14 protein-coding genes are annotated in these 12,851 nt (G+C 62.7%); all 14 read right to left on the bottom strand.

All coding sequences use genetic code 11. From position 1 onward, the window contains the following. Window positions 1-333 precede the first annotated feature (333 nt). Entirely contained in the window at window positions 334-1,182 is an 849-nt protein-coding gene (locus ABLA28_RS07595) for a hypothetical protein (RefSeq protein ID WP_347713153.1), read from the bottom strand. A gap of 454 nt (window positions 1,183-1,636) precedes the next feature. Next, a complete protein-coding gene (locus ABLA28_RS07600) occupies window positions 1,637-2,614 on the bottom strand; it encodes an AraC family transcriptional regulator (protein WP_347713154.1) in 978 nt (325 codons plus the stop codon). A gap of 91 nt (window positions 2,615-2,705) precedes the next feature. Beyond that, a complete protein-coding gene (miaB, locus tag ABLA28_RS07605) occupies window positions 2,706-4,025 on the bottom strand; it encodes a tRNA (N6-isopentenyl adenosine(37)-C2)-methylthiotransferase MiaB (protein ID WP_314715731.1) in 1,320 nt (439 codons plus the stop codon). A gap of 251 nt (window positions 4,026-4,276) precedes the next feature. Next, window positions 4,277-4,630 carry a 50S ribosomal protein L19 gene (gene rplS / locus ABLA28_RS07610; protein ID WP_299078647.1) on the bottom strand — a complete coding sequence of 118 codons (354 nt, stop codon included), beginning with the start codon at window positions 4,628-4,630 and terminating at the stop codon, window positions 4,277-4,279. Between the two features lie 57 nt (window positions 4,631-4,687). Then, on the bottom strand, window positions 4,688-5,869 hold the full coding sequence (gene trmD, locus ABLA28_RS07615; protein WP_347713155.1) for a tRNA (guanosine(37)-N1)-methyltransferase TrmD: 1,182 nt from the start codon (window positions 5,867-5,869) through the stop codon (window positions 4,688-4,690). Next, window positions 5,869-6,438 (bottom strand): ribosome maturation factor RimM, encoded by a 570-nt coding sequence (rimM, locus tag ABLA28_RS07620; RefSeq protein ID WP_347713156.1) that lies wholly within the window; start codon window positions 6,436-6,438, stop codon window positions 5,869-5,871. The genes trmD and rimM overlap by 1 nt, the downstream gene beginning before the upstream one ends. Further along, a complete protein-coding gene (locus ABLA28_RS07625; RefSeq protein WP_299302950.1) occupies window positions 6,416-6,658 on the bottom strand; it encodes a KH domain-containing protein in 243 nt (80 codons plus the stop codon). The genes rimM and ABLA28_RS07625 overlap by 23 nt, the downstream gene beginning before the upstream one ends. A gap of 127 nt (window positions 6,659-6,785) precedes the next feature. Beyond that, the gene (gene rpsP, locus ABLA28_RS07630) at window positions 6,786-7,055 is read right to left on the bottom strand and encodes a 30S ribosomal protein S16 (protein WP_299302953.1); all 270 of its coding nucleotides are present in this window, start codon (window positions 7,053-7,055) and stop codon (window positions 6,786-6,788) included. A 109-nt stretch (window positions 7,056-7,164) separates the two neighbouring features. Further along, complete coding sequence (ffh, locus tag ABLA28_RS07635) at window positions 7,165-8,505, bottom strand: signal recognition particle protein (RefSeq protein WP_347713157.1); 1,341 nt, start codon at window positions 8,503-8,505, stop codon at window positions 7,165-7,167. After that, a complete protein-coding gene (locus ABLA28_RS07640) occupies window positions 8,498-8,812 on the bottom strand; it encodes a sigma factor-like helix-turn-helix DNA-binding protein (protein WP_299302959.1) in 315 nt (104 codons plus the stop codon). Before ABLA28_RS07640 ends, ffh begins: the two co-directional genes overlap by 8 nt. Window positions 8,813-8,914: 102 nt before the next feature. Beyond that, entirely contained in the window at window positions 8,915-9,721 is an 807-nt protein-coding gene (locus ABLA28_RS07645; protein ID WP_347713158.1) for a J domain-containing protein, read from the bottom strand. A 13-nt stretch (window positions 9,722-9,734) separates the two neighbouring features. Further along, the gene (locus ABLA28_RS07650; protein WP_347713159.1) at window positions 9,735-10,214 is read right to left on the bottom strand and encodes a QueT transporter family protein; all 480 of its coding nucleotides are present in this window, start codon (window positions 10,212-10,214) and stop codon (window positions 9,735-9,737) included. A 59-nt stretch (window positions 10,215-10,273) separates the two neighbouring features. Next, on the bottom strand, window positions 10,274-10,927 hold the full coding sequence (locus ABLA28_RS07655) for a protein-L-isoaspartate(D-aspartate) O-methyltransferase (protein WP_347713160.1): 654 nt from the start codon (window positions 10,925-10,927) through the stop codon (window positions 10,274-10,276). Window positions 10,928-10,967: 40 nt separating this feature from the next. After that, window positions 10,968-12,740 carry a hypothetical protein gene (locus tag ABLA28_RS07660; RefSeq protein ID WP_347713161.1) on the bottom strand — a complete coding sequence of 591 codons (1,773 nt, stop codon included), beginning with the start codon at window positions 12,738-12,740 and terminating at the stop codon, window positions 10,968-10,970. Between the last annotated feature and the right edge of the window lie 111 nt (window positions 12,741-12,851).

Raw genomic sequence — 12,851 nt, forward strand, 5'->3', positions numbered from 1 at the left:
ACCCCGAATGAGGCTTTTTTCAATTTGCCTGTTGCTTTTAGATTGACAATCTAGCCGGAGAAAAACATCAACGGCCCGCCGCCGATCAAAGCCAACACCAGGCGTCCCCATTTTTTCTCAGAGGAAAGCACAAGGGCAAGAAAGTTCATCATGCAGCCTCCTTTCCATAGATGACAAAAAAATGAAAAGCAGCTTTCCCCGCTGCATCGAGGCGGGCCGCTCCGCGCTCGTCCGCAGGAATTCGCAGCTTGCGCAGGTCCGCGCGCCGCTCCCGATTGCCCTTCCGAGTTCCAAGCTATGTCTCGTTCAAGTTCAAGCGGTCAGACATATTTCTCATCCTTTCCGCCTTTTCTCTTCCAATTCAGCCCAATCGTATGCACGAAATGCCCCACACTCTTCGAGCCCGTAAAAAAGATACTCTATCGCTCCTAATCCAGCAACCATCAAATAAAGAGACATGAACTCAGGCAGATGCCTTAACAAAATTTTTTGATTGGGGAAAAAAGAAAGGGGTATCAACACCAGTACTATTAAAATGTGAGGAATCGAACGAAGAGTCATGGGATCTTTAATAAATGTCCCCTCTCGAACTCGGTAACCTATAAGACACATACTCAAATAAGCGACGACAGCACAAAAAAAGATCAGAAAACGATCTGGGGCTGGGACAAGACAACAGAGCAAGATAAACCACAGCCCGCTCAAATAGGCCAGGAGCATAAGCCGGTCATCCTGCCTCTTTCTCCAGACCCAATACGCCAGCAAGGGCATACCCAAAAGACAGTAACCATAGCTTAAAAACCAGCCGAATAGAGCATTGTCAACATGTCCTGTTTCGAAGAACAAGGCAAGGCCGAGCCAAATATGGATAAAAAACATGACAGCCAAAGTATAACGGATACGTAGCTCCGTAAAATAATAGACGCGCCAGCGCTTGACATAGATAACAAGAGCCGCTGCCATGCCCATCCATAAAAAGTTGGACGCGTCGGGAAAAGAAGCGACAAAAAACCACAGGCTCAATAAGTAAACAATGATTCCAGCTGTAATATCGACATAGTGGTGGGAATGAAACCTGTTGGCGTTGGATTCACATTCTTTTTCGTCCTCCTCAAGCCCTTTCAGCAAATCCCCGTACTTCTCCCGAATCCTGCGCTCATCCTCGTCTATCGTGTAGGTCATTCGGAGCCTCCCCGGATAAGTGCCCTATCCTTGCCAGGCGTCAGCCGCCAACAACAAAAAAAGCGCAAAGCAGCTTTCCCTGCTGCTTCAAGGCGGGCCGCTCCGCGCTCGTCCGCAGGGATGCGCAGCTTGCGCAGGTCCGCGCGCCGCTCCCGACAGCCCTTCCGAGTTCCAAGCTACTCCATTCACAAAACGGGATTCCAACCCCTGCTCCGTTTTCATTGAAACACAAACAGACATACCTGTAAAGGACTCGGAACAGTCCTCTGCAGCGCATGTCTGGGCGTGGAGAGATTTCCTTTCGATTTTTGCCGTACCCCGGGCAGCCGAACCGGGCGCGGGAATGGAGGACGAGGTGATGTCATGGAAAGGAGGGGAGAAAAGAGAGATAAAGCCGCGAGGGGTCCGAAAACGCTTTTCCGTCCGACGCGGGAGGCGGAGTGTCCTCGGAGCCCTACCCTTTGACCCCGCCGGGACTGCAGCCGTACTTTCTCTTGAACGCCCGGGAAAAGCTGCTGGCGTCGCCGTAGCCTACGCACGACGCCGTCTCCGCCACACCCCGGCCGAGCTCCAGCAGCCTCCGCGCCGCGCTCATGCGCCGGTCCAGGATGTAGGAATGTACGGGCAGGCCATAGGCGCGTTTGAACGCCCGCTTCAGCGAGCACTCGTTGATGTGTCCGTGGCGGGCCAGATCCCTTATGGAGACGGGACGGGAGATGTCCGCGTCGATCATGGCCTTCACCCGCTCCAGGGCCTGACGCTCCGTCCGTGAGAGGCGATCCCGGTCATGCCCGAAGGAGCCGGAACGGGCCTGTTCCAGAATCAGCGAGAACAGCTCCATGGCCTTCGCCTCCATGTAGAGGAGCCGCAGGTCCCCGCACAGGGGACAGTCCTGCAGGTCTCCCAGCACCCGCCGCACGGCATCGGTCAGGACGAACGTCCGCCCGGTATAGCCGCGGCCCGCTTCGAGGCCAAATCCCGGCCCGTCGCCGATAAACCGTCGCAGTTGCTCCGAGGGGACCGACAGGCTGATCCCCATGCTCCGGCATCCGGGAGTCAGCGTCATGGATTCCACGGCCTCGCGGACCCGCAGGACGACGAAACGGTCGGGGCCAATCGTCCACTCCGCTCCGCTGAGCTCCTCCGACCAGAAGAGCTCGCCGAAAAGGGAGAAATAAAGGGTATAGGCGTCCCCGGTCGTGCTCATGGACAGACGCGTCCTGCGATCGGACCGTGCGTCCTCCCAGCTGACCTCCATGAAATTATCGAGAAAGGCGCGCCGGAACTCGCCCTCGAGCCCTTCCCCCGAGATGCGGCAACAGCGCTCCTCGGGGGAGGACGGCGTTTGGAGAAAAGCCGAAAAACGATCCGCCAGGCGATTCAAACGCGCATCGCGACACAATATTTTACGGCACAGCCATCTTCGGCCCATCACAAACCCGCTCCTCGAAAAGGAAACTCGGCCCCGCAAGGCCCCAAACGCCAGGGAGGCGCCGCTCGGCACTCGAGCCTATCACCTCAAACTACGATCCTGCAATCTCCCCGTGCAGGCACCAGGACTCCGCCTCGGTGATCCTCACGTCGACGAATTTTCCCAGCAGTTCTTCGCCGCCGGGGAAGAGCGTCACCTTGTCCGTGGAGGTCCGGCCCTGCAGGAGCCCCTCGCCCTTCGGCGCAGGCGCATCCGCCAGAACCCGAAAGGTCCGCCCCACCAGCGCCTCGTTGATCGAGAGCGTGATGGCGTCCTGTACCGCATTGATGCGGGTCAGGCGGGAGAGACGCACCTCCTGGGGCAGCGCTCCGGGCATGTTCGCTGCGGGTGTGCCCATACGTTCGGAGTAGGCCGCCGTGTGGACGAGGTCGAACCGGATTTCCTCCAGGGCCGATACGGACGCCTCAAAGTCCTCCTCCGTCTCGCCGGGGAACCCCACGATCAGGTCGCTGGTCAGGCCCAGCTCGGGAAGCGCCCTCCGCACCATCCGGACTTTTTCGAGGTACTCCGCGCGCGTGTATTTCCGGTTCATGAGCTTCAGGATGCGGTCGCTCCCCGCCTGAATCGGCAGGTTCAGGGAGGGGCAGACGGTGCGCTCCCCGGCCATGACCTCCACGATGTCCTCGGTGAAATCCTGCGGCAGCGACGTGACGAAGCGGACGAGGTCGAGGCCGTCGATCCGCGCGACGTCGCGCAGCAGGGAAGCGAACGTCGTGCCGTCCGAAAAGTCCTTGCCGTAGCTGTTGACGTTCTGTCCCAGCAGGGTGACCTCCCGCACGCCGCTCGTCACGAGCAGGCGCACCTCGCGCAGGATGTCCTCCGCGGGGCGCGACAGGAAGCGCCCGCGCACGTAGGGGACGATGCAGTAGGTACAGAAGTTGTCGCAGCCGTGCGCGATGGTCACGTAGGCCCGCCAGGGGTTCTCGCGCCGGGCGGTGAACTCGTCCAGATCGAAGAAATCCCGCGGGTCGTCGTCCAGCAGATCGACGCGCGCTCCGTCCCGCATCACGCGCTCCAGACCGTCGGGCAGAAGACCGATATGCCGCGGCCCGGAGACGAGCCTGACCCAGGGGAAACGAGAGAGCGCACGCCTGCCCAGACTCTGGGCGATGCAGCCCGTCAGGGCGACGACGGGTCGGCGCCCGCTGCTCCAGGCATCCGCGTAGCGCCCCAGCTCGCTCCAGACCTTCTGCTCCGCCTTGCCCCGGATGCTGCACCCCGTGACGACGACCAGGTCGGCCTCCGCCTCCTTCGTATCCTCCCAGCCTCTGCGCACCAGTGCCGTCCGCACCCGGTCACTGTCGTAGACGTTCATCTGACAGCCGTAAACCTTCATATGAAAACGGTACACACTCAACCTCCAGCTTCCTGCCGAGCACAAAAAACGACTGCATATACAAAAAACGACGTTCCCGGGGGAGCGTCGCAGGCTCGCAAAACCAAAATCCACACACACAAGAGGGCATCCGGCCGATCCGCACGCCTTTCACGCCAGCAGCACCATCATATCACATTGGGCCCCTCAGGACGGCGTCGGCCCTAAACGGACAAAGCCCCGCCGGGAAGGCGAGGCTTTGTCCCTGGGATGACCCCCGAAACGAACTAATCGAACTCGCGGCGCTCCTTGATGCGCGCGGCCTTGCCGCTCAGCTTACGAAGATAGTAGAGCTTGGCGCGGCGCACCTTGCCCAGGCGCTTGACCTCGATCTTCTCGATGGAGGGGCAGTGCAGGGGGAAGATCCTCTCGACGCCGACGCCGTTCGAGATCTTGCGGACGGTAAAGGTCTCGCTCAAGCCCCCATGCTGCCGTCCGATCACGATCCCCTCGAAAACCTGGATGCGCTCGCGGACGCCCTCCTTGACCTTCACATGGACGCGAAGGGTATCGCCGGGGCGAAACTCCGGTACCCCCTCCGTCTTGAAATATTTCTTCTCCACAAGGTTCAATATATTCACTTTCGCATTTCCTCCTTTAAGGAAAACAGTTTTCGTTTCATCGAGCTCATTCTCCGTTCAGCGGCCTCCCAGGATACGATCCAGGGCGACGGCTGCCCGGGCTGTCAGGGGCAAGGTCTCTCCGCCATCAAAGAGGCCGGCGACCAAAAAGCCGCCCTCCAGGCCCCTCCATTCCTCCGGAAGGGCGGGGAACAAAAGAAGCACGGGCCCCGGATGCTCGAGGCATCGGCGTTTGACCTCCAGGGCATGAAGCGACCCCCTGCACGCCGCGTCCAGGACTGCGATCCTCAAAAGGGGCGCCCCTTTTTCCTTTCGCTCGATCCAGTCGATGGCCCACTCCAGAGAGCCGAATATCTTTGGCGAAAGGACGGGGTCCCCTTCGGCCCCCGCTGCCGATTCAAGGGAGCGCCTCCCCTCCCTGTCCGTCACGACGAACACCGGACGTCCCAACCCGTAGGTACGGCACAGATGCCGTACCTCCGAGACGAGAGGAGGAGGAAAAACCTCGGCATCCCCCATCACGGCCAGGTAGACGTTTCCCGCCAGGTATCCCCGGATGGCGGCGCGGGAAAGAAGGTCCGGCCTTCTGGCCAGGGTCCTTTCCACGGCCTTCGCGCGCCTCCAGGAATGTATCTCCGACGCGTTGCCGCCCAGAAGGACCTCGGGGACCGCCCGCCCCTCCCATGAGGCGGGCCTCGTGTAGTGCGGATGGTCCAGCATGCCGCGGTAAAAGGAGTCCTCGGAGACCGCCTCGCCCCGCCCCACCACTCCGGGCACCAAACGGGACATGGCATCGACGATAGCCATCGCGGGGATCTCCCCGCCGGTCAGGACACAGTCCCCCACCGTAACCTCGAGGTCGACCTCACGCTCCACAAAACGCTCGTCCAACCCCTCGTAGTGACCGCAGAGGATAACCACATGCTCCTGGCGCGCGAGGGACTCGACGATCTCCTGGGTCAGGACGCAGCCCTGAGGCGAGGGGTAGACCACAAACGGGTCCCCTTCCCCCAGCTCCCCGGCGGCGCACAGGGCGTCCGCCAACGGGGGTGCGGCCAAGACCATCCCCCCGGAACCGAAGGCATAGTCGTCGATCTGGCGATACCCCCCCCGACCGAACTCCCTGAGGTCGACGAGGTCCACGCGAACGAGCCCCTGCTTCACGGCCCGTCCCAGGATGCTCGTCGAGAGAAAGTCCCCGAAAAACTCGGGAAAGGCGGTCACGATCGTGACGTGCATCAGTCCCAGAGACCCTCGATCAAAGCAATGCAAATCCGGCCCAGATCGAGGTCGATGTCCCGGACAAACTCCTCCGCTGCCGGGACGTAATGCACCCGGCCATCCACTCCCAATATCTCATAGGTCTCGCTCGCACCGGCCGTAAGGATATCTTTCACCGTCCCCAGGGGGCGGCCCTCTATGTCCTCGACCCTCAGTCCGATGAGGTCGTCGATCCAGAAGTGCCCTTCCGGCAGCTCGACGCGATCCTCCGCATCGATAAGAACCAGAGCCCCCGACAGGGCCGCAGCCTCGTCCCGGTCCCCAAGATCGCTCTCCAGAATGAGGCTGTCTTTCCCCTCATTGAAGCGAATCCGCCTCACGTTCAGCGTGGACAGCAGGACGCCCTCCCTGTAGAGGTCCAGGGAATCCATCTCCTGAAAACGCTCGGGAAAGTCAGTCAGGGGAACGATCGTCAACTCCCCTCGAACGCCGTGGGGCGAGGAGACGCGCCCGATAACCACCTTCCCATCGGGGATGTTCGAGGCCGAGGCGGATTCCGCCCGTTCATTCCTCGACGATGTCGACATCCACCTTTTCTCCGGCTTTGACGGCGGCCGCTTTGGCCAGGAGCCGAATCGCATTTATCGTGGCCCCCCGTTTTCCGATAATGCGTCCGACATCCTCATGAGCGACGCGAATCATGACCTTGGTACCATTTTCTTCCTCTCCGCTCTCAACGCTAACGGCATCCGGCTGCGTTACGAGGTATTTGACGATAAATTCGACGAGCTCCTTATAGTTGACCATTGCGGCACCTCCTATTTTTTGTTCGGATATGTGAGACAGATATGGTACGAAACCAGGCCGCTGTCAGGTTCAGGGGGCAACGGCCAACATCCGGGAAGTTCCCCGGACCCCGTCTGAGAAGCGGGGGCTAGTGGGCTTTCGCGCTCTCGAACTTCTCCCAGATCCCCTGTTTCTTCAAAAGTCCTCTGGCCGTATCCGAGGGCTGGGCCCCGACGCTCAGCCAATACAGCGCGCGATCCTCGTCGATGGCCACGGCCGCCGGGTCGGTCATGGGGTTGTAGGTCCCGATCAACTCGATGAACCGGCCGTCCCTGGGCGAACGCGAGTCCGCAACCACCAGCCTGTAAAACGGAGCTTTCTTCCTGCCCAGACGCGACAAACGAATTCGTACCGCCATATACTACACCTCCTGCAAGCTTTGAGAAAACTGAAAAAAACAAGAAAATTACCCCCTGAGGGGGAAAGTCGAAGGGGAAGACTCCCCGTCGTTCTCCTGAAAAATACGCTTAGAAAAAACGCCCCCGCTTTCCGAAGAGGGAGCGGAGATTGAACCCCTTGCCCCCCGAGGAAAAGGTCTTGAAGAGCTTTTTCATCTGTTCGTACTGTGCCAGCAGCTGATTGACCATCTGGACGGAGGTCCCCGATCCCATGGCGATACGTCTGCGCCTCGATCCCTTGATGATTTTCGGGTTGAGCCGTTCCGAGCGCGTCATGGACTGAATGATGGCCTTGTTGCGGCGAATGACCGAGTCGTCCATCTGGGAGGCGTCCATCCCCTTGATGCGGCTGAACCCGGGCACCATCTCCATCACCTTGCCCAAGGGCCCCATCTTCTCTATCTGCTGGAACTGAAGCAGCAGGGTCTCCAGGGTGAAGTGCCTGTCCTTGAGGCTCTCCGCAATCTGGGTGGTCTCCTCCACCCCCGCGGCCTGAACCTTTTCGAGCAGCCCCTGGATATCCCCCATCCCCATGATGCGGCTGGCCATGCGCCGGGAATCGAAGACCTCGAGCGCATCCGTCCCCTCTCCGACGCCGGCGAACTTGACGGGAATCCCCGTCGCGGCCCGTATGGCCAGCGCGCTTCCGCCCCGGGCATCGCCGTCCAGCTTGGTCAGGACCAGGCCCGTCAGGCTCAGGAGCTCATGGAACGACCGTGCGACGTTCACCGCCTCCTGCCCCATCATGGCGTCGACCACCAGCAGCTTCTCCTGAGGGGGCAGGACCCCGGCGACGGCGCCGAGCTCCTCCATCAGTTCTCCGTCGACATGAAGGCGTCCGGCCGTGTCCAACAGGATGACGTCGTGCAGGCGGGAGGCCGCATAATCGGCCGCTTCACGCACGACCTTCAGGACATCCTGTCCCCCGTCCGCGGGGCCGAAGAAAGCGACCTTGGACTGCTCGGCCAGGACCCTCAGCTGCTCGACGGCGGCGGGACGGCGAAGATCGCAGGCCACGACCAGGGGGTTGTGGGAGTCCTTGAGACGCCGGGCCAGCTTGACGGTCGTCGTCGTCTTTCCGCTCCCCTGCAGGCCCGCCATCAGGATGACGGTCGGCGGCTTCGGGGCGATGGTCAAGGGGGCCGGCTCCCCCATGAGAGCGATCAGTTCCTCGTAGACGACGGTCGAGACATGCTGCGCCGCCGAGATGGACTCCAGGACGTCGAGCTGGACCGCCCGCGCCCTGATCCTCTCGATCAGATCTCGGACGACCTTGAAGTCGACGTCCGCCTCCAGGAGCGACTTGCGGATCTCGCGCAGCGCGAGATCGACATCGGCCTCGGACAGCTTGCCCTTGCCGCGCAGTCGGGAGAATGCGGACTCCAGCTTCGATCTCAGGGATTCAAACATCCGTATATCGCCTCAGGCTTTCCTCCAGCTCGCGGATGCGCCCTTCCAGGCGCTCGACGATCTCGGCAAACTTCAGGTCGCGCTCTATGGCGTCCAGACGGTCCATCGTGCGGCGGACCAGAATATGGACGGCCTGACGCGTGATTCCAAGGGACTTCGCCACCTCGGCCGGAGCGAGATCGGAAAAATAGAGCATCTCGTAGACATCCCTCTGCCGCTCCGTCAGGAGGGGGGAATAGAGATCGTAAAGCGCATTGAAACGCATCCGGCGCTCCAGGCGCTCCCTGTCGTCGTCCCAGCCATTCACGCCGCATCCACTCCCCGACCGTGACAGCAAGCCAATGCTCTCATGAACTCAGGCATTATAGAGAGACGCCGAAACTTTGTCAAGCATTTTTGTTTTACGGTTTTACATCGAAGATTCGGAGCCCTTCGGCTCCAGGAGGACCGCGAAAGTGGCGAAGATGACGACGAAGGAGGCGTACCATAGAAGCCAATCCACGCCGAGCGGCAAGGCCGGCTCCCGGACGTCCCTGAGGAACCATCGGGCGCAAAAAGCGTAGGGCGCGCCTGAAAGGCAGGGATAAAGGACCCCCAGCTTCCGCCCGTCCCCCAGCGCGGGGAGGCGGAAACGAATGCCCCAGAACGACAGCCAGAAAAAGGGTCCCCAGATTATGCCCTGCAGGAAGGCCTTCAGCACGCCACGCCCATCGCTCAGGCTTTCGAGCCTCAGCCACCCCGAAAGCCAAAGGAGAAAAAGGCTGCCCAGGACCAACAGGGGAACCTTGGAGCGCTCGAAATACTCCCCCGCCTTCCCATCCCGCTCGCGGCCGTGGGGAACCCACCCGCGGGGAGTGTGCCCGAGATCCCCCGCCTGATCGACCTTCACCCGTTCGATGGGATCGACGGACGGGGACGGAGAGGACGGCGCCGCACTCGGCCGAACGGGGTCCGGTCTTCTCCCGACGGAATACGGAGAGTTCTCCTCCATGAGGTCCCAGACCCCTCGGCTCCGGTCGTACTCCCTGCGGGACACGGCGTCGCCCAGCACCCCCCAGGCCTCGAGGATCTCCTCGAAACGATGGGTCACGGAGGGGTCGGGGTTGACATCGGGAGAATAGAGCTTGGCCATCCTCCGGAAAGCCGCCTTGATCTCGTCGTGAGGGGCCGTCTCGGAGACGTTCAAGATCGAGTAATAATTTTTGAAGCTGTACATACCCCTTCCCCCTTTACCGTACACTTCCCCCGACACCCCGCCTGAGGATGCCGCGCCTCTCGAGCGAACGCATCAGGGGAAGGCCTATCAGAAAACAAGCCCCCGCCTCGCCCAGCCCGACGTACAGGCAGGTCGCCGCGAGAGGGGTTCCAACGAGAACATGCAGCATTCCCCCGATCAGCAGCATATTCACCAGGACCGGAGGCAGCGCGGCCATCCACAGACAGGGCATCCGGCGCGACAGGACCCCGGCCAGCAGCGTCGCCCCCGTCCCGACGACCACGTCGACCGCCCCGTACCCTCCGAACAGATTGGCGATCAGGCAGCCCGCGGCCAGCCCCGGGACCGCCTCGGGCAGGAAATAGGGCAGAAGCGTCAGCCCCTCGGAGAAACGAAGCTGAACCGGCCCGTAGGAGAGAGGCGCGAGGAGCACGGTCAAAGCGGCATACAGGGCGGCGACCATGCCCCCCAAGGCCAGAGTCCTGAGTTTCATCAAACGGATAGCTCCTTAAAGACAACCTAATTATAATATTCCCACGGCGGCAAGCGACGCTAAAGCGGTGCCCCCTTGTCGCCCTTTCCCTCCAGCAGAGGGACGAAACGGCAATAATCATACCAGGTATCCGAGTACCCGGCATCCCCCTTGCGGCGCACGAGGAGCCTCTGTCCTCCCGTCATTACATCCTGCGGCACGACCAGGCACCCTCCCGGCGCCAGTTGGTCCTCCCACGCCGGCTCGACGCGCTCCGAGGCCGCCGTGACGATGACGCGGTCAAAGGGCGCGGCCTCCGCCCAACCCAGACGCCCATCTCCGTGGAAGACCTTCACGCCGAACCCCATGTCGGAAAGGAGCTTCTGCGCCCGCCTCGCCAGGAGATCGACGCGCTCCACCGACCAGACCTCGAGCCCCATGGAGGCCAGGACCGCGGACTGGTATCCCGATCCGGTCCCGATCTCCAGGACCTTCATTCCTTTTTCCGCCTCCAGAAGCTCCGTCATCTTCGCCACCATGTAGGGCTGGGAGATCGTCTGCCGTCCCCCTATGGGCAGCGGCCTGTCGATGTAGGCGTCCTCCGCGTAGCGGAACGGGACGAAAAGGTGCCTCGGAAGCGAGGCCATGACCTTCAGGACCTCCTCGTTCCGGATATTCCGGGGGATCAGCTGGGACTCCACCATATCGCGGGCCGCCGAACGCCAATCCTGCATCGTCCTCCCTCCTCCCGGGGAACGGTCGGGCGCCCCAGGGTCACTCCGCCCACACGGTCACGGTGGGGAACCCCTCGCGGGAATGCCCGATCCCAAAACGGGGCGCAAGAACCTGCCACAAGGCCTCCGTGGTGGCGGCGCTCACCCAGAGGGGCAGATCGGGCTCCCCCGGGTCCATGACGAAAAAGCCGGCATCCTCCAGGGTGCGGAGGAGTTCCCCGCGGTCCCCGCCCGGGGACGGCTCGATCTGCACCAGCACCCCGAACGGAGGAAGCCCCAGCTCCCTGCGGTTGTCCAGCTCGTCGCGCCAGAACCCCCCCCAGCCCCGGGCCAGAACATCCCGCCAGACGGCTCCGGAACGGCGGCTCTGGACCAACACGAGGCGCTCCTTCGCGGCCCTCGCCGGGCGGCCCCGCCAACAGGACTCCCAAAGCATGCTGAAGACCTGGAACCGTGCGCCGTACTCGGGCCTCCGCAGCTCGGCTTCCAGGTCCAGCCATGCGGTCAGCCCCACGTCCAGCGTGTCGCAGAGCGCCAGAGCGCCGCGCGTCCCCAGGATCAAGGATGCGCCGCTCCCCTTCCCGTGCCCTGCCGCCTCGCTCGGGAGGACCGGATAACCGCGGATGAGGCGTCCGGCGATCTCGGCCAGGGCCTCGAGGCCGGGCCTTCGCCCCATCCACAGGGCGCCGCGACAGACGGAGCAGAGACGTTCGAGGGGCTCTCCGGCGCCGCAGCGGACGCACCGCAGCCCGCCGTTCCCCTCGGCACGCATGATCCCCCCGCACCGGGGACACGTCACCGGGTTGCCGCAGTCCGAGCAGTAAACCTCAGCCGCCTCGCCGCGGCGGTCCAGTATCCACAGGACATTCCGTCCCTCCCCCAGGACCGTGCGCGTCCTCTCCAACAGGGACACCGTCAGGGGGAGCGTCCCCTCGACACCCCGTGCCTCCGTGCTGAGAGAGCGGCGCATGTCGGCAAAAACGAGACATCGCCGTTCGGGCAGCACGCAGCACTGGGGCGAGGTCCTCAAAAAGGTCTTGGAGGAGGGCATCCTTCCGCCCAGGAACAGCTCCGCTCCCAGCCTGGCGGCCCGATGCCCCGCCAGGCTGCGGGCCGACACCCGCGGGGGACGCTGAGCGATATAACCGGGATTCGACTCGTCGTCCACAATGATCATCTCCGGTACGAGCGGGGCGAAGACCCCTCCCGGCCCTCCGACGACAATGCGGAAAAGCCCCTCCCGAACCTCCCTCCAGGCCCTCCAGAGCCGCTTTCCGCCCGTAGAAGGCCACAGGAGGGCCTCGGCCCGAATCCTCGGGGGCAGGCGACCGAAAAAGGCCCTGGCCATCCGTCTCTCGGGAAAAAGGAGCAGCGTCCGTCCTCCCTGTTCCAGCCGCCGCATGTAGAGCTCGGTCCGCACCTCATCCCGTGGATCGAAACAGGAGGACTCCCTCAAAACGGCCCCGGACGGCTCCGGCCCGTCCGCCGACGGGGCGGGCTCCCCTCTGAGGAGCTCGCCGGGGCAGATCGTCTGCAGGGCCTGGCCGGTTCCGCAGAGAAAGGCCCTCCCCATCCAACGGGCCAGATCCCACAGATCGCCCCCCAGGACGTTTCCCTCGTCCAAGAGCTCGGCGACGGTCTTCAGATTCTTCGGCGGCGTTTTCCCTTCCGCGGGGCCCAGCACGAACCCGACGCGCGTGCCCCGTCCCAGGGGGACCCGCACCCGGGCCCCGGTCGGCAGGGGGCGTTCCGCCGCATAGGTCAGGGGGGTCCACCAGGGGCCGGGGACGACGACATCGACACGGCAGTCCACTAAAACAGGCCCCGTCCGGCAACGAGATCCCAGACCCCGTCGGCGACCTCCTCCTTGCTTCCCGAGAGGACCGTCTCCTCGTCGCGGGAAAGTACGCGCACCGTATTGGTA

The organism is uncultured Fretibacterium sp., assembly GCF_963544685.1.
Taxonomy (GTDB): Bacteria; Synergistota; Synergistia; order Synergistales; family Aminobacteriaceae; genus CAJPSE01.